This window comes from Henriciella aquimarina, assembly GCF_002088975.1.
Lineage (GTDB): Bacteria > Pseudomonadota > Alphaproteobacteria > Caulobacterales > Hyphomonadaceae > Henriciella > Henriciella aquimarina.
This window is the reverse complement of record NZ_NCST01000019.1, coordinates 221,076-237,834: the sequence shown is the minus strand read 5'-3', so window position 1 is coordinate 237,834 and position 16,759 is coordinate 221,076. Positions and strand designations below refer to the sequence as shown.

Below are 16,759 nucleotides of genomic sequence, written 5' to 3'. Positions count from 1 at the left end.
TTAGTCCTCGTTTCTCGTAAGAGGCTTCCAGCCTTCAATGCTAAGACCATAACCCTCAAGGCCGGCGACCCGGGTCGGTTGTGTGTCTGACAGGAAGACCATCTTGCGCACGCCGAGCTCACGCAGGATTTGCGCGCCTACGCCATATTCCCGCAGCGGCTGATGATGATCATCGTCGTCATGAGATTTCAGGCCGAGCCGCGATGCGAGCGAATTCGGCCGCATCGTGTTCACGAAAACGACAACGCCGGGCTCTTTTGCCTGCGCGATGACTTTCATCGTCTTCTTGACCAGCTGAGCTCGCGGCCCCTTCTCGCCGAGAATGTCGGCAAGAACATCGGTTCTGTGAACGCGAACCAGGACCGTCTCCTCGGGATCGATCTTGCCGTGAACGACAGCAATATGTTCGACATTATCAAGTGAATTGCGGAAGACCACGGTCTTGAAGCCGGTGCCATATTCGCTCTCGAGCGGGGCTTCAACCCGGCGCTCCAGATAGCGGTCATTCTCACGCCGCCAGGCAATCAGATCTGCGATCGTTCCGATCTTGAGCCCGTGATACTGGGCAAATGAGATCAGCTCGGGCAGACGGGCCATTGTCCCGTCATCATTCATGATCTCACAGATGACGCCAGCCGGATACAGCCCTGCCATGCGGGAAATATCCACGGCCGCTTCAGTGTGACCGGCCCTCACAAGCGTGCCCCCGTCGCGCGCGATCAGCGGGAAGACGTGGCCTGGAGAGACAATGTCGTGGTGATCCTTCGTCGGGTCGATTGCGACAGCGACCGTCCGGGCGCGATCAGCCGCCGAAATGCCAGTGGTGACCCCTTCCTTGGCCTCGATCGACACCGTGAAAGCCGTCTGCATGCTCTCGCGATTATCACGAGCCATCATGTCGAGATTGAGCGCACGGGCGCGCTCGCGTGTCATGGAGAGGCAGATCAGCCCGCGGCCATACTTGGCCATGAAGTTGACGGCTTCAGGCGTCGCGAAACTTGCAGGAATGACGAGATCGCCCTCATTCTCGCGATCCTCGGCGTCAACGAGAATGAACATGCGCCCATTACGCGCATCTTCAATAATTTCGTCGATAGACGAAATCGCTGCGTGAATGTCATCGGTCATTCGGCCACCTGTGTGTCAGGCGCGTCTGCGCCGATCATCCGTGCCACGTACCGCGCCAGCATATCGACCTCAAGATTGACTTTGCTGGCGGGCTGCAACTCGTGAAGCGTCGTCACCTGCCATGTATGAGGAATAATGGCGATATCGAAGTCGCCATTGTCGTGAACGGATGCAACGGTCAGCGAAACCCCATCGATGGCGACAGAGCCCTTGGCCGCAAAATAATGCCGAAGAGACGCGGGCGGGCGGATCGTGATGCGGTAACTCTCGCCTTCCTCCACGATGGAAATCACCTCGCCCAGCGCGTCGACGTGACCATAAACAAGGTGGCCGCCAAGCTCGTCTCCAAGCTTTAAGGACTGTTCGAGGTTTACCTTGGAGCCTTGGGTAAGCGCGCCGAGCATTGTGCGGCCCAGCGTTTCCGGCACAGCCTCGACTTCGAACCAGCTTCCGCGGTCATGCTCACCCATCGCGACCACCGTCAGACAAACGCCCGAATGCATGATCGATGCGCCCATAGCGATGGTCTCAAGCGGAAATGCGCTTGCAACGCGAAACCGCCGAAGGCCTGTTCGGTCCTCGACAGCCTCGATCGTGCCGATATCGGTAACCAGTCCGGTAAACATGAAACCCTCCTAGGCGCCGCATATAAGGCCCCGACAGGGGCGCGCCAATGAATAACGTGAGGTCAGTCAGCCGGAGATCCAGCTCTCAAGGCTGTCGTCACCAATCCGCTCATAGGCTGAAAGCTGCCAGCGGGAGGCCGATGACATCTTGTCGAGCCCCAGCGCAGCAATCGCCGGAAGGCCGTCCCCGCCGATGATGATGGGCGCGCGAAACCATTCGATCCGGTCCACAAGCCCGGCAGCCAGAAAGCTGGCGGCCAGTTGCCCGCCGCCTTCCAGGAAAATCCTGTTAATGCCTTCCGCCCGGGCCCGCCTGAGGAGTTCCTGTGGAGCGACCCGCCCATGGCCATCACCGACCGGCCAGAAGTCAACGCCCTGAAAACCTTTCGCTGTGGCACGCCTCTGCGGGTCCGCATGCGCGATGACAACGCGGCCTGTCGCCGTTGACGCCGCCAGGCGCGAGGCCGGTGGGGTGCGAACCTGGCTGTCTGCCACGATGCGAACGGGCTGGCGCTTTGGCAAAGGCACCGTGCGGGCCGTCAACAGCGGGTCATCTGCGAGCACCGTGCCCACGCCGACAAGGACGGCATCATGCTCGGCCCGCATCTGATGGGCCCGGGCGCGCGCCTGCGGACTTGTAATCCACTGGCTCGTGCCATTCGAAAGCGCGATACGGGCATCCAGCGATGTCGCGATCTTGAGGGTGACAGACGCCCGGCTACTCACGCTTCATCAGGTCCCTCTTCCAGGGCGGATGTCTCTATGAAGCGGGCAAAATCGCTCGGATCCTTGAAATCCTTGTAAACGCTTGCGTAGCGAACATATCCGACCGGGTCGACCGTCTTGAGCGACTCCATGACCAGATCGCCGATCTCAACCGATGTCACCTCGGTTTCGCCGCTGCTTTCGAGCTTTCTGACGACGCCCGAGACCAGCCGCTCGACATTCTCATCGCCGACCGAGCGCTTACGAAGCGCGATCGTGATGGACTTCGCGACCTTGTCCCGGTCGAAGATGGCGCGCTTGCCGTCACGCTTGACGACAATGATCTCACGCAGCTGAACCCGCTCAAACGTCGTGAAGCGCCCGCCGCATACCTCGCAGGCCCGCCTGCGGCGGACAGCTGTATTGTCCTCCGCAGGCCGGGAATCCTTCACGGCTGTGTTGTCAGCTGTGCAGAACGGACACTTCACGAGTCAGACTCCTTAACCGCCATAAATCGGGAAACGGGCCGTCAGCGCCTTGACCTCTTCCCGGATCCTGGTTTCAACCCCTTCGGAATCGCCTTGGGCGATGGCATCGACAACCTCACCGATCCAGCGGCCGATCTGCTTGAATTCGGCTTCGCCAAACCCTCTCGTCGTCCCCGCCGGAGACCCGACACGAATACCACTCGTGACCATGGGTTTTTCCGGATCAAACGGCACGCCGTTCTTGTTGCAGGTGATAAAGGCGCGCCCGAGCGCAGCTTCGGCATCGCGGCCGGTGACGCGCTTTGGACGCAGGTCGATCAGGGCGACGTGCGTATCCGTGCCACCTGAAACGAGATCCAGGCCGGACTCCTTCGCCGCAGCCGCCATGGCCCGCGCATTATCGACGACGTTCGCGGCGTAGGTCTTGAAGGCCGGCGTAAGGGCCTCTCCAAAAGCGACCGCCTTACCGGCAATCACGTGCATGAGCGGACCGCCCTGCAGACCCGGGAACACGGCCGAATTGACCTTCTTGGCGATGGTTTCATCGTTGGTGAGCACCATGCCACCGCGCGGACCGCGAAGCGTCTTGTGCGTCGTCGTTGTCGCCACGTGGCAGTGCTCGAGCGGATTGGGATGGGCGTCCCCGGCCACCAGCCCGGCAAAGTGAGCCATGTCGACCAGGAACCAGGCACCAACCTCGTCGGCAATCTCGCGGAAGGTCTTGAAGTCGAACTGACGCGGATAGGCCGAACCGCCAGCAATGATCAGCTTTGGCTGGTGAGTTTTGGCAAGATCACGAACCTGGTCGAAATCGACGAGATGGTCCTCCTTGCGAACCCCGTACTGGACCGCATTGAACCACTTGCCGGACTGGTTTGGCTTGGCGCCGTGCGTCAGGTGACCGCCGGCATCCAAGCTCAGGCCGAGAATGGTGTCGCCCGGCTTGATCAGCGCCTGGAAGACGGCCTGGTTGGCCTGGCTGCCCGAGTTTGGCTGAACATTCGCATAGCTGCAATTGAAGAGCTTTGTGGCGCGCTCAATCGCCAGATTTTCAGCGATGTCGACAAACTGGCAGCCGCCATAATAGCGCTTGCCCGGATAGCCTTCGGCATATTTGTTCGTCAGAACCGATCCTTGGGCTTCGAGGACTGCCTTAGAAACAATGTTTTCCGAGGCGATCAGCTCGATTTCGTGCTGCTGGCGCTCAAGTTCCTTGGCGATAGCATCCGCGACCGCCGGATCGCTATCTTCAAGCGATGCGGAAAAAAAGCGGCTCGCGTCAAACTGCGTGACAGTCGATGTGTCTGGCATGGACGAATCCCTGTTTTGCTCGTGTGTTGTGTACGCAGCCAGCACGCAGTCGGCAAGGTGACGACAGGGCTGATTCATGCATACGCATTTGGAAGACGCGTAAGCATATCACAGCGCGCGCAAAGATATAGCGTTCGAGCAGAAACAGGTTTTGATCGATCGGTCCTGGATCAGGCGGCCTCGGCCAGTCCGAGCTGTTTCCAGACCGCCAGGATCGAAGACACCAGCTCGTCCATCATCGCCTCATCGTGAACCGGGCCCGGCGTAAACCGGAGCCGCTCGGTGCCGCGCGGCACGGTCGGGTAATTGATGGGCTGAACGTAAATGCCGAAATCGAACAGAAGCGTATCGGAAAGCGCCTTGCACTTCTCCGGATCCCCGACCAGCAGCGGCACGATGTGGGTCACGCTGTCCATCACGGGCAGACCCGCCTCACGGAATTTCTCTTTCAGGAGCGCGGCCTTTGCTTGGTGATCGGCGCGAAGCTTGCGTCCCTCGTCCGAACGTAGCTTGCGAATGCTGCTCAGGGCCCCGGCGGCCATCACCGGACAGGTCGAGGTCGTGAAGATAAAGCCGGAGGCCATGGAGCGGATGGCGTCGATCATCGTCTCATGGGCCGCGATATAGCCGCCCATCACGCCATAGGCCTTGCCGAGCGTGCCTTCGATGATGTCGACACGGTCCATCAGACCGTCGCGCTGAGCCACCCCAGCGCCTTCCTTGCCGTACATGCCGACGGCATGGACTTCATCGAGATAGGTCAGGGCATCGAACTCGTCTGCCAGGTCGCAGATCTTCTCAATGGGACCAATGTCGCCGTCCATCGAATAGACGCTTTCGAAGGCGATCAGCTTCGGACGGTCTGCATCGTCATTCTCCATCAGCGCGCGGAGATGTTCCACATCATTGTGGCGGAAGATCCGGCGATCTGCGCCCGAGCGGCGAATGCCCTCAATCATGGAGGCGTGGTTCAGCTCATCGGAATAGATGATCAGCCCGGGCAGAATCTTACCCAGAGTGGAGAGCGTAGCTTCGTTCGCAACATAGCCGGACGTGAACAAAAGCGCGCCCGTCTTGCCGTGCAGATCGGCAAGCTCGCGCTCCAGGTCAACGTGGTAGCGCGTCGTACCCGAAATATTACGAGTTCCGCCGGATCCGGCACCGAAACTGTCGATTGCCTCGTGCATGGCTTCCAGAACGGTCTCGTCCTGCCCCATGCCGAGATAGTCATTCGAACACCAGACAGTGATCTCGCGTTCGCCATCCTCGAAACGGGCCGTCGCCTTGGGGAAACGGCCCCGGTGACGGTGCAGATCGACGAAAACGCGATAACGCCCCTCACCGTGAATCGTCGTGAGGGCGTTTTCGAATGCCTTGATATGTTTCATATCTTTTGCTTCCGCTGTCCGGGCTCAACCTTATGTACGGCGTATATGGCAAAGCCATCCGACGGTATCTATAGGGGAATGTGCTTACGCCGCAAATGTCGCACTTTCAGCCTAAATGTCATATCCCGGCATTTCGCGATCCAGCTTGCGCGTGAGCCCGGGCCAGATCAGCTTCTCAGAGAGCGTCGACAAGCCAGCAGCGCCCTGCCCGGCGACCTTCTCCTGAATATCCCGGCCGCACTCGACCACATTCTCACGCCCGCCAGCGAGCGCCATGACCTGCATGTTGCAGGCCCGCTCCAGGAAGAACATGCGGGTGAAAGCCATCGATGCCGTTTCACCACATGTCAGCGTACCATGATTGCAAAGCAGCATGCTGGATTTTTCGGGCCCGAGGTCGGCGACGAGCCGCTCACGTTCATCCAGGTCCAGCGCAACGCCTTCATAATCGTGATAGGCGAGATCTTCGCGAACGATCATCGCGGTCTGCGAAATCGGCAAGAGGCCTTCCTTCTGGGCCGAAACGGCAACGCCCTGATCGGTGTGAAGGTGGATGACAACATTGGCATCCTCACGATTGGCGTGGATGGCGGAATGAATCGTGAAGCCAGCCGGATTGATGAAGTAAGGCGTGTCGCTGACGATATTGCCGTCCAGGTCGACCTTCACGAGGGAGGAGGCCGTGATTTCATCGAAGAACATGCCATAGGGATTGATGAGAAAGTGATGCTCAGGCCCCGGCACGCGATGCGAGATATGGGTAAAGATCATGTCGTCCCAGCCATGCAGCGCGACAAGCCGATAGAGCATGGCGCAATCGACACGGGCTTTCCATTCTTCCGCGCTCACCGCGTCCTTGACGTTCAAGGCCTTCATGTCGTCCGGCATCGTATCCTCCTGATATAGTTGACTACATCATACAGGATAAACCGTACGGGACGCCAGCCCGCACGTATCCACGCTTGACGCTTGGCCGCGAGCGCCTGACATGGGCGGCATGAAAATACAAATCGCCTTCACGGCCTCCCGCCGTCCCGAAGCCCAGGATGCGCTGCAGCGTCTGACACATCGCTATGGTCAATGCGCAGAAGAAGATGCCGAGGTGATTGTCGCGCTCGGCGGCGACGGTGCGATGCTGGAGGCCATGCGCAGGCGGTTCGATGACAGCAAACCAGTCTACGGCATGAACCGCGGCACGGTCGGTTTTCTCATGAACGATTTCGATGAGGAAGACCTCTACGAGCGAATCAACAAAGCGGCCAAGGCGACACTGATGCCACTGCGGATGATTGCCACCGACGTCAATGGCGAACGCTATGAGCGTCTTGCCATCAATGAGGTCTCCCTCTTCCGCGAAACAGCGCAAAGCGCGAAGCTGAGTATCCGCGTCGATGGACGAGAGCGGATGAGTGAGCTGACCTGTGATGGCATCATGGTCGCAACGCCGGCCGGCTCGACGGCCTATAACCTTTCGGCGCATGGCCCGATCCTTCCGATCGGTGCCAATCTCCTGGCTCTGACCCCTGTCAGCTCGTTCCGCCCGAGGCGGTGGCGCGGCGCCCTGCTCCGGCACGATGCGAAGGTGGAGTTCGATATTGTTGAGCCCAATCGCCGCCCCGTGTCAGCGGCCGCCGATAACCAGGAAGTCCGCGATATCGCGACGGTCACGGTTCATGAGGACCGCTCCAAGCCGTTGACGATGCTGTTCGATCCGGGGCATGCCCTCGATGAACGCATCCTGCGCGAGCAATTTGCGTTTTGATCGGCCCCTTGCGTCGTCAGACGCCCTGGAAGCCTGCGACTTCACGCCGTTTCTTTTCGCCCCGGTCGATGCCGAGCAGAAGCACGATGGCGGAGGCCACGAACACGGACGAGTAGGTCCCGACAATCACGCCGAAGATCAGCGCGAAACTCATCCCGCTCAGCACCGTCCCACCGAAGAGATAAATGCTGAATAGCGCGATCAGCGTCGTGCCAGACGTCAGGAGGGTACGTGAAAGCGTTTCGTTGACGGCGATATCGATGACCTTGGCCAGTTCGAGCTTCTTGTACTTGCGAGCTTCCTCGCGAACGCGGTCGAAAATGATCACCGTGTCGTTCATCGAGTAACCGACAATGGTCAGGAGTGCGGCAATCGTCGAAAGATTGAATTCGAATTGCGTCAGCGCAAACATGCCCATGGTGATGATGACATCATGGAACAGCGCCGCCACAGCGCCCAAGGCATACTGCCACTGGAAACGGAACGAGATGTAGACCATCATCAGTGCCAGCGCGACGCCAAGTGCCGTCAGGCCGCTCTTGAGAAGCTCACTGGACACTTTCGGACCGACCGCCGCACTGCTTCGGATATTCACGCCTGGAAAAGCGTCTTCCAGCGCCGCGCGGACCTCATTATTCGCGGTCTGCTGGGCAGCTTCCTGGTCTCCGCTTCCGCTCTCCTGGATCGCAAAGCGGATGACGATCACCTCGATGCCTTCGACCCCGGTGCCGCGAGCCGCGTTGACCTGGACGTCACCGAGCCCGAGATCGCCTAGGACTGTGCGGACGTCCTGCTCGTTGACACCTTCCGGCTGCTCGATCTCGATGACGGACCCGCCCGCGAAATCGATCCCGAAATTCAAGCCCTTTGTGAAGATCAGGGCGAAAGCCGCCGCAATCAGCAGCAAGGAGACGAGGAAGGCCGGGAAGCGGAACGCCATGAACGGGACGTTGGTTCTCTGAGGCCAGTATTGGAGAAGCATGGGTAAATTCCTCAGATTGCCAGCCTGCGCGGCTTCATCGATTTCACCCACATGGCGGTGAACCAGCGCGTGATGACGAAAGCGGTGAACACGGAGGTCACGATACCGATCGCGAGGGTAACAGCGAAGCCTTTCACCGGGCCGGAGCCAAGCATGTAAAGGATCGCTGCAGCGATGAAGGTGGTGATGTTCGCGTCAAGAATGGTTGCGAGCGCCCTTTCATAGCCGGCGACAATCGCCGTGGCCGGTGATCGCCTGTTTCGTTGTTCCTCCCGGATCCTCTCGAACACGATGACATTGGCGTCGACCGCCATACCGATGGTCAGAACGATACCGGCAATACCGGGCAAGGTCAGTGTCGCGCCAAGCCCTGAGAGGGCCCCGAGGATCAGGATGATGTTCGTCAGCAGCGACCCCACGGCAAACCCGCCCATAAGGCCATAGGCAATGATCATGAAGACGCCGACGAGAACCAGACCGATAAGGCTGGCCCGTGTCCCGGCCCGGATCGAGTCGGCCCCGAGGCCCGGCCCGACCGTGCGCTCTTCGATAAAGTTCAGCTTCGCGGGCAGTTCGCCGGCCTCGATGATGGCGGCAAGGTCCTGCGCCTCTTCAACGCTGAAGTCGCCGGTAATCTGAACGCTTCCACCCCAAATCGGCTCATTGATCCTGGGGGCGGACATGACTGTGCCATCCAGAACAATAGCGAAGATTTCCCCGCGATTGTTCGCCGTCGCCCGGCCAAAACGTTCCTTGCCGGAGCCGGTCAGCCGGAAATCGACGGCTGCGGAGTTGTCGTCGGGGTCACGCCCCTGATTGGCGGTGGCAATGTCGCTACCGGTCACGACCGGTGTGCGGTTGATCAGCATGGGCCGGCCATCGGTATCCTGGACCAGCTCCCAGCCCGGCCGGGGGCGCGTGGCCTCAGCAGCCCGGATGGCCGACGGATCCATATCCGCCATGTTGAAGGTCATACGGCCAGCCTGGCTCAGAATATCCTTGATGCGGCGCGGGTCGGCCTCACCGGGCGCTTCAATCACGATGCGCGTGTCGCCCTGCGGCGTGATCGCGATTTCACTCACCCCGTCGGGGTCGAGCCTGCGCCGGATGATCTCGATCATCTTGTCCTGTGCATCGGTTGCCAGCGCCTGCTTCGCGCTGTCGGAGACGGTGATGTTGATCAGCTCGTCATTGACTTCATTGATGCTCATTACCTTTTCGCCACCACCGAGCCCAATGGTGGGATTGATCCGCCGGAGACGTTTTACGGCATCATCCATCTGGGAGGGATCACGCAGCCTGATCGGCAGCGTACTGCCCTGCTGCTCCGGCACATCCCGCTTGATCAGTGGCGGCTTGTTGAGCTCCTGCACGATATCGGCCTGAAGCGTCTCAAGCCGGTTTGCAGCCACTTCGTCGGGATTGATTTCAGTCAGCAGGTAGACCCCGCCCTGAAGGTCCAGCCCGAGATTGACCTTGTTGTTTGGCAGAAAGCTCGGCCACCAGGAATTCTCGGCAGCCTCCTTTTGCGCTTCGAAGGCAGCAACAGACTGCGCGTCGGACGCGCCGGTATCTCTGGGCGCAATGCCGAGGAAGCCATCACTGAACGCATTGGGCAGGGCCAGCAGCCCACCCCAGACGAGCACCAGGCAAATCAGCAAGACTTTCCAGGTCGGAAAATTCAGCATGGCTGCGGATCCCGCTCAGTTATTCAGGAGGATTTGGAGTCGTTGGCCGCAGCAGGCTCGTCCTTGCCGCGAACATCGGCAATCATGCCCTTCACGACGCGGACCCGGACCCCTTCGGCCAGATCCACGCTGATTTCCTGATCCGTCACCTTGGTCACCTTGCCGATCAGGCCGCCCGACGTGATGATCGTGTCGCCGCGGACGACGCCCTCGATCATCGCCTTATGGCGTTTCTGACGCTGATTGGCAGGACGAATGAGGAGAAAGTAGAAGATGAGAATCAGGGGCACGAAGAATATCAGCTGCGCCATGATGCCGCCGCCGGCTCCACCGCCCTGGTCCTGCGCAAGTGCTACAGGTGCAATAGCGCCTGAAAGAAGCGCAGCCGCCGCCAGTCTTGATTTCATTATGTCAGTCTCCCCGCGATTTCGAGCTCGTGGCTATATCTGTGGAGGCCTTACATTGCAAACAAGACCAATCAACGCGCGATAGCAGTTTCGCCTGCCTGACAGGTCACGGCAGTCCTCCGATCAAGTACACCCTATCGGCACATGATCTCATTGCAAAATAGTAAGTGAGCGCTCACTTGTGCTTTAAAGCAATCCTATGTACCAAGGCTGAAAACGGAAAGCATGACCATGTCGGAACCGCCTCGCACACCTCAGTCTCGGGCCTCGAATGCCCGGCCACGTATTGAACGTGCCGCCCTGCAGCTTTTCATCGATAGCGGGGTGGATGCTGCAACCACGCGTGAAATCGCAAGCGCCGCAGGCGTGTCCGAAGGCGCGCTATATCGTCACTATAAGGGTAAAGACGAGCTCGCTCTTGCCCTGTTCATGGAGACGCACAACAGATTGGGCGAAATGCTGGGCGATGCCTTGTCTCAGCCAGGCTCTCTCCAGGAGCGGGTCCACCGGGCTGTTACAGCCTATTGCCGGCTTGCAGACGAGGACTGGCTGCTCTTTTCCTTCCATCTGGTCTCTCTCAACCGTTTTCTGCCCCACGACTCACGCCGCCAGGACGATCCGGTCACGCGCATCGAGCATATTGTGCAGGCGATGATGGATGCCGGGGAAATCCCGGCTGGAAACGCAGCCGTCACTACATCCATGTGCCTTGGCATCGTCTCCCAGGCGGGCCAGCACAAGATTTACAACCGCTTCTCCGGCCCCTTCACCCAGCACGTGGACACCTTCACGCGGGCGATCATGGCCATTCTGCTTCAGAAATAGGGAACTCGCTCATGGCTCGTGGCATCGCCTTTACGGCTGTCTATTACCTTGTTTCTTTTGTGTATGTCATTTGTGCGCTTCCAACTCTGGTGCTCCCGGGCCGTGGCGCGACAACGGCCGTCATCAGGTCATATACGCGGGCCATGCGGATCTGCCTGCGCGTCCTGGCCGGGATAAAGGTGGACGTCCGCGGCCGCGAAAATCTGCCTGAAGGGAGCTTTATTCTCGCGGCAAAGCATCAGAGCTGGGGCGACGGCTTTCTGATCTATCCGGAAGTCAAAAATCTCACCTTCGTGACCGGCGACCACCTGGAACGGTTTCCATTCGTCGGCCGCCTGCTTCAGAAGCTTGGCGCAATCGTCATCGACACATGTGGTGGCGGCGAACGCAAGGCGGCCTCTCTGGCCGAGGGCCTGCAGCAAGCCAAAGGCGAAGGACGCCGCATCCTGATCTATCCGGAGGGCCACCTCGCTCCACCCGGCTATCACTTTCGCTACAAGCCGGGTGTCTGGCACATGCAGAAGGCCATGAATGCCCCTGTGGTGCCAGTGGCGACAAATCTCGGCTGCTTCTGGCAGCAGGAAGATATTCGCAAACAACCTGGAACAGCCATTATCGAATTCCTGCCACCTATTGAGACGGGGCTTTCGAAGGAGGCTTTTCTCGCCAGGCTGACGGAGATGATCGAGAAGCGATCAGCTGAATTGCTCGCGGAGGCGACAGGTGAAGCGGTCACGGAAACACGACTGCTGCCTGACCCGGACAAAGCGGACGACACAACTCATGAGCCGGCAATCGTGCGGGAGTAATCAACCTTCGGCCACAGCCGGGGCGATGGTCACGCTTTCGCCGCACCCGCAGGCATCAGTCTGGTTGGGGTTCCGGAAAACGAATTTTTCGTGGAGCGCTGTCGTCTCGAAATCCACGACGGATCCAAGAAGGAAAAGAATGGCTTTCGAGTCCACGACGATGCGCACGCCATTGTCCTCGACGATCTCGTCGAGCTCTTCAGGCTCGTCGACATAGTCCATGACGTACTCCATGCCGGCGCAACCGCCATTCTTGACGCCGACACGAAGATATCCGGCGCCCTGCTCGTCCATTATCTCCCGTACGCGCTCTGCCGCGGCGTCGGTAAGACTGACTAGTTTCGGTCTTGGTCGTCTGGCCATGATAGAGAGATGAGGTCGATCGGCTGGAGTTTCAACTAGAGCATATTGAGGGCGAGACGCGCCTCGTCCGACATCCGCGATGGATCCCATGGCGGATCGAAGGTCAGGCGGACCTCGACATCCTTTACGCCTTCAACGGTGCGCGCCGCATTCTCGACCCAGCCCGGCATATCTCCGGCCACAGGGCAACCCGGCGCCGTCAGGGTCATCTCGACGTCAACCTTGCGGTCATCGTCGATATCGACCTTGTAGATGAGGCCAAGCTCGTAAATATCGACCGGGATCTCGGGATCGAACACCGTCTTGAAAGCGGCAATGAGCTCATCCGTCAGCCGGTCCAGCTCTTCCTGCGGGATCGCGGATGCAGCTTCGCTGTCCTCGGCTTTCGCTGCCGGATCCATCGTTTCATTTACGCGCATGTCGTCAGCCATGTGCAATCCTTATAACAGCATGCCTCGGGCCTTGTGGAGGGCCTCGACAAATACATCAACATCTGAATGCGTGTTGTAGATGCCGAAACTGGCCCGCGCCGTGGCACTGACTCCTAGATGGGTCATAAGTGGCTGAGCGCAATGATGCCCTGCACGTACAGCCACACCATAACGGTCCAGAAGCTGCGCGATATCATGTGGATGCGCGCCCTCTATCGAGAAGGACAGGACGGGCCCCTTCCCCTCCTGCTTGCCGTGAATGACAAGGCCGTTGACGGCAGAAAGGCCCTCGCACGCACGATCATAAAGAGACTGTTCGTGGGACAGAACGGCCTGTTTGTCATACTGCTCAAGCCACGACATGGCCGCGCCAAGCCCGATGGCTTCAAGAATCGGCGGGGTGCCGGCTTCGAACTTGTGGGGGGGCTCGTTATAGGTGACGCGGTCCTGCTCGACGATTTCGATCATTTCGCCACCGCCCTGATAGGGCTGAAGCTCTCGCAGAGCCTCTGCGGTGCCATACAGGGCACCGATCCCCGTCGGGCCGTAAATCTTGTGACCGGTCAGAACGTAAAAGTCGCAGCCGATCTCGGACACGTCGACATCCAGGTGAACACCTGCCTGGCAGCCGTCAAAGAGGACCTTTGCGCCAGCCGCGTGGGCCAGCTCGGTAATCTCTTTCGCCTGGGTCACCGTGCCGAGGACATTCGACATGTGTGCCATAGCGACCATGCGTGTCCGAGGGCCGATGGCGTCGCGCAAGGCGTCCATGTCGAGCGAGCCATCCTCGAGCACCGGCACCCACTTCAGAACCGCACCCTTTCGTTCCCGCAGGAAGTGCCACGGGACGATGTTGGAGTGATGCTCCATGACGGACAGGACGATCTCGTCACCGGGCTCAATGTCTGGCGCGAGCCCGGCCGCAACGAGATTGATCGCTTCTGTGCCGCCTTTGGTGAAGACAATGTTTTCCGGCGTGGGGGCATTGATGAAACGCTGCACCGTCAGGCGTGCGCCCTCATAGGCCTCCGTCGTCTCATTGGCGAGCGTATGCAGCCCACGATGGACATTGGCATAAGCCGTGCGGGCCTGCCCTGACATCGCGTCGATGACGGCGTCAGGCTTCTGGGCGCTCGCGGCATTGTCGAGATAGACCAGCGGTTTGCCATTGACCTCACGCTGGAGGATCGGGAATTGCTGGCGAATATTTTCGACGTTTAGAGCCATGAATGGTCCTTATCAGGCTTCATTGCGCAGGAAAGCGCGAGAGGCCTCAAGCAAGGAGTCCCTGACGCTCGGATGCGCGGTTTCCAGCGCTTCGGCAATGAAGGCCTCAGTCAGCAGCGCGCGCGCTTCCATGTGAGGGATGCCGCGCTGGCGCATATAGAACAAGGCTGTCTCATCGAGCTGCCCGGACGTGTTGCCGTGCGCACACTCGACATCGTCGGCATAGATCTCGAGTTCGGGCTTCGCATAGACCTCAGCACCGTTCTCGAGCAGGATCGCCTGATGCTGCATGTCGGCATCGGTGTGCTGGCCCACCGAGCGCGGCACGTGGAACTTGCCCTGGAAAACGCCCCGGCCGCCATCATTGACAGCCCCCTTGGTCAGCTGCCGGGTCACGCAGCTCTGTGCGCCATGACGCACATGGCTCGTGAAATCGACATGATAGCCATCGGCAGGAAGATAGGCAGCGTTGATATGGGCTCGCCCCGCCTCCCCTTCATAGGCGAGCCGTGTCTCGATACGGGCGACCTTGGCGCCAAAGGCCAGCGCGGTCTGCTCATAGACCGCTTGGGCGCCGAGGGTTACGCCAGCGGTAATGGCCGTTGCCTCTTCGGCCCCGCCCGACTGGAGCAGGGAGCGCGTCACATGCCCGCCATCCTGTATGCCAAATTCGACCAGCACGGAACTGAACCCGGCGCCGCCGGCATGGCGCTCGATGACGTCGACCTTCGCCTCGGGCCTCACAACAAAGGCAATCCTGGCAAACGCTGTTTCGAGGCGCTCATAATCGAAATCCAGAAAGACCGGTTGCTTGATCGGCTTTGTAACCTCGACCTGCAGCAGATCAGCCCGGCCTGACTGGCCTGTCAACGCGCCCGCAAGCGCTGCGAGCGGCAGCTCTTCGGCATTGCCGACAGCCTGTGCCTCGCTCTTCTCGAAAACGGATAGCCCGTCAGGAAGATCTTGCGGCACATGCCAGCTCTTGCCGTCGAACCGGAAGACAAGAGCGTCATCCGACGGTTCAATCGTCTTCTCCCGCCGGGGCTGACCGGTTTCGATGGCATGGATGGCATGGCGAAAGTCCGTCCACTTCCACTGCTCCATGCGGCGATGAGGCAACCCGTTTTTGGCGAAAGCCTCAAAGGCACGCAGGCGGCGTGCATCCTCCGGTAGTTCGCCATATTTGGCGATCAGTTGAAGCTCAGCAGGGGTCGGATCACCGAACTGCTCTTTGAGATCGGCAAGGGTCAAGCCACTTCTCCCAGAATGCCGTCATACCCGTCCCTCTCAAGCTGTTCGGCCAGCTCCGGGCCGCCGGATTTAATGATGCGGCCCTTGGCCAGGACATGAACCTTGTCTGGCCGGATATGATCCAGCAGGCGCTGATAGTGCGTGATCACAAGCATGCTGCGCTCCGGGCTGCGCAGAGCATTGACCCCATTGGCCACCGTCTTGAGCGCGTCGATGTCGAGACCGGAATCAGTTTCGTCGAGGATGCTGAAACGCGGCTCCATCATCATCATCTGAAAGATCTCGAGGCGCTTCTTCTCACCGCCGGAGAAGCCGACATTGACCGGGCGCTTCAGCATTTCGGCGTCAATATTGAGAATACCGCCAATCTCACGGGCCTTCTTGATGAATTCCGGGGCGGACATTTCTTCCTCACCGCGGGCCTTGCGCTGGGCATTCATGGCGGTGCGCACAAAGGTCATGACCGGTACACCCGGAATCTCGACCGGGTACTGGAATGACAGGAAGACCCCATGGGCGGCCCGATCTTCCGGCTCCATGGCAAGAAGGTCCTTGCCATCGAGCGTCGCTGTGCCGCCAGTGACTTCATAGCCTTCACGGCCTGTCAGCAGATAGGCAAGGGTCGATTTGCCAGCGCCATTCGGCCCCATGATTGCGTGGACCTCGCCAGCCGGCACCTCAAGCGACAGGCCATTGAGAATGGTCTTTTCGCTCTCTTCTTCGCCGACGCGGGCGGACAGATTATCAAGCTTCAACATGCCGCGGATGTAGAGGCTTGCACGCTGATTTCAAAGCCCGTTCTTGCCGCAAAGGCAAAGGAAAGTCAGTCTGTCTTCATCTGGCCCCGGAAATCATGCCCGGACAGAGCGGTTTAGAGCTTTACCGCAAAGGTCAGACTTTTCTTTCACCTCACAAGCACACCTCTGCCTGCGGCGCTTAAGCGACATACCCTCTCAGGCGTCAAAATCCCGCATCAGGTCGCCCTGCCCCGGCTCGAGCGCATGCCACCATTCGCGGAAGACCCGGCATTTTCCAGCCTCGTCAAACTCAGCGCAGAGTACGCCATCGATGCGCACCGGCTCGTCTATGCTTTTGCGGGTAAAACTGCACGTCCAGTGCGCCCAGCCTGTCTTCCCATCGAAACTGATGATCTCGAACGAAAAGTCCGGATCTTTCTGGGTTTCCATCGCGCGGGACAGCGCCTCACGGATTTCGGCATGCCCTTTTCGCGGAGCCTCGAACGGTGTCCAGTGATAGGCAGCATCCTCACTGAAGAGCGGCATATAGGCCTCAGGATCACAGTCTTCCCATGCCGCGCCATAGGCAGTGAGCCAGGATTGGAACGCTTCAGTGTTCACGGGCTACCGC

19 protein-coding genes are annotated in these 16,759 nt (G+C 59.6%); 3 read left to right on the top strand and 16 right to left on the bottom strand.

Annotation, left to right across the window (positions count from 1 at the left end; translation table 11 throughout):
• The 7 genes from ribB to B8784_RS03085 form a co-directional block, all read right to left on the bottom strand.
• The gene (gene ribB / locus B8784_RS03115; RefSeq protein ID WP_084396160.1) at positions 1-1,128 is read right to left on the bottom strand and encodes a 3,4-dihydroxy-2-butanone-4-phosphate synthase; all 1,128 of its coding nucleotides are present in this window, start codon (positions 1,126-1,128) and stop codon (positions 1-3) included.
• Entirely contained in the window at positions 1,125-1,754 is a 630-nt protein-coding gene (locus B8784_RS03110; RefSeq protein ID WP_084396159.1) for a riboflavin synthase, read from the bottom strand. The genes ribB and B8784_RS03110 overlap by 4 nt, the downstream gene beginning before the upstream one ends.
• A 66-nt stretch (positions 1,755-1,820) precedes the next feature.
• The gene (locus B8784_RS03105; protein WP_084396158.1) at positions 1,821-2,480 is read right to left on the bottom strand and encodes a RibD family protein; all 660 of its coding nucleotides are present in this window, start codon (positions 2,478-2,480) and stop codon (positions 1,821-1,823) included.
• Positions 2,477-2,947, bottom strand: coding sequence for a transcriptional regulator NrdR (nrdR, locus tag B8784_RS03100; RefSeq protein ID WP_084396157.1), 471 nt, complete (start codon positions 2,945-2,947; stop codon positions 2,477-2,479). The genes B8784_RS03105 and nrdR overlap by 4 nt, the downstream gene beginning before the upstream one ends.
• 12 nt (positions 2,948-2,959) lie before the next feature.
• Complete coding sequence (glyA, locus tag B8784_RS03095) at positions 2,960-4,258, bottom strand: serine hydroxymethyltransferase (RefSeq protein ID WP_084396156.1); 1,299 nt, start codon at positions 4,256-4,258, stop codon at positions 2,960-2,962.
• Positions 4,259-4,428: 170 nt separating this feature from the next.
• Entirely contained in the window at positions 4,429-5,646 is a 1,218-nt protein-coding gene (gene hemA / locus B8784_RS03090) for a 5-aminolevulinate synthase (RefSeq protein ID WP_084396155.1), read from the bottom strand.
• Positions 5,647-5,757: 111 nt separating this feature from the next.
• Positions 5,758-6,534, bottom strand: a complete 777-nt coding sequence (locus tag B8784_RS03085) for a class II aldolase/adducin family protein (RefSeq protein WP_084396154.1) — start codon at positions 6,532-6,534, stop codon at positions 5,758-5,760.
• A gap of 109 nt (positions 6,535-6,643) precedes the next feature.
• Here B8784_RS03085 and B8784_RS03080 point away from each other — a divergent pair, with 109 nt between their 5' ends.
• On the top strand, positions 6,644-7,408 hold the full coding sequence (locus B8784_RS03080; RefSeq protein ID WP_084396191.1) for an NAD kinase: 765 nt from the start codon (positions 6,644-6,646) through the stop codon (positions 7,406-7,408).
• A 16-nt stretch (positions 7,409-7,424) separates the two neighbouring features.
• Here the strand turns inward: B8784_RS03080 and secF are convergent, their stop codons facing one another.
• The 3 genes from secF to yajC are packed head-to-tail and all read right to left on the bottom strand — an operon-like array spanning position 7,425 to position 10,485.
• Entirely contained in the window at positions 7,425-8,390 is a 966-nt protein-coding gene (gene secF, locus B8784_RS03075; protein WP_084396153.1) for a protein translocase subunit SecF, read from the bottom strand.
• Positions 8,391-8,401: 11 nt separating this feature from the next.
• On the bottom strand, positions 8,402-10,078 hold the full coding sequence (secD, locus tag B8784_RS03070) for a protein translocase subunit SecD (RefSeq protein ID WP_084396152.1): 1,677 nt from the start codon (positions 10,076-10,078) through the stop codon (positions 8,402-8,404).
• Positions 10,079-10,101: 23 nt separating this feature from the next.
• Positions 10,102-10,485 (bottom strand): preprotein translocase subunit YajC, encoded by a 384-nt coding sequence (yajC, locus tag B8784_RS03065; RefSeq protein ID WP_084396151.1) that lies wholly within the window; start codon positions 10,483-10,485, stop codon positions 10,102-10,104.
• Positions 10,486-10,716: 231 nt separating this feature from the next.
• On the opposite strand from yajC, the gene B8784_RS03060 reads away from it, so the two are divergent.
• Together B8784_RS03060 and B8784_RS03055 are read left to right on the top strand one after the other, a co-directional pair.
• Complete coding sequence (locus B8784_RS03060; protein ID WP_233355943.1) at positions 10,717-11,310, top strand: TetR/AcrR family transcriptional regulator; 594 nt, start codon at positions 10,717-10,719, stop codon at positions 11,308-11,310.
• Positions 11,311-11,321: 11 nt separating this feature from the next.
• Positions 11,322-12,119 (top strand): lysophospholipid acyltransferase family protein, encoded by a 798-nt coding sequence (locus tag B8784_RS03055; protein WP_084396149.1) that lies wholly within the window; start codon positions 11,322-11,324, stop codon positions 12,117-12,119.
• Here the strand turns inward: B8784_RS03055 and B8784_RS03050 are convergent, their stop codons facing one another.
• The 6 genes from B8784_RS03050 to B8784_RS03025 all read right to left on the bottom strand — a co-directional run bounded on the left by B8784_RS03050 (position 12,120) and on the right by B8784_RS03025 (position 16,749).
• Positions 12,120-12,482, bottom strand: coding sequence for a HesB/IscA family protein (locus tag B8784_RS03050; RefSeq protein WP_084396148.1), 363 nt, complete (start codon positions 12,480-12,482; stop codon positions 12,120-12,122).
• Positions 12,483-12,517: 35 nt separating this feature from the next.
• On the bottom strand, positions 12,518-12,913 hold the full coding sequence (locus B8784_RS03045; protein ID WP_084396147.1) for an SUF system Fe-S cluster assembly protein: 396 nt from the start codon (positions 12,911-12,913) through the stop codon (positions 12,518-12,520).
• Between the two features lie 9 nt (positions 12,914-12,922).
• Complete coding sequence (locus tag B8784_RS03040) at positions 12,923-14,140, bottom strand: aminotransferase class V-fold PLP-dependent enzyme (protein ID WP_084396146.1); 1,218 nt, start codon at positions 14,138-14,140, stop codon at positions 12,923-12,925.
• A 12-nt stretch (positions 14,141-14,152) separates the two neighbouring features.
• Positions 14,153-15,391, bottom strand: coding sequence for a SufB/SufD family protein (locus tag B8784_RS03035; protein ID WP_084396145.1), 1,239 nt, complete (start codon positions 15,389-15,391; stop codon positions 14,153-14,155).
• Positions 15,388-16,149 (bottom strand): Fe-S cluster assembly ATPase SufC, encoded by a 762-nt coding sequence (gene sufC, locus B8784_RS03030; protein WP_084396144.1) that lies wholly within the window; start codon positions 16,147-16,149, stop codon positions 15,388-15,390. The genes B8784_RS03035 and sufC overlap by 4 nt, the downstream gene beginning before the upstream one ends.
• Positions 16,150-16,344: 195 nt before the next feature.
• On the bottom strand, positions 16,345-16,749 hold the full coding sequence (locus B8784_RS03025) for a nuclear transport factor 2 family protein (protein ID WP_084396143.1): 405 nt from the start codon (positions 16,747-16,749) through the stop codon (positions 16,345-16,347).
• Positions 16,750-16,759 lie beyond the last annotated feature (10 nt).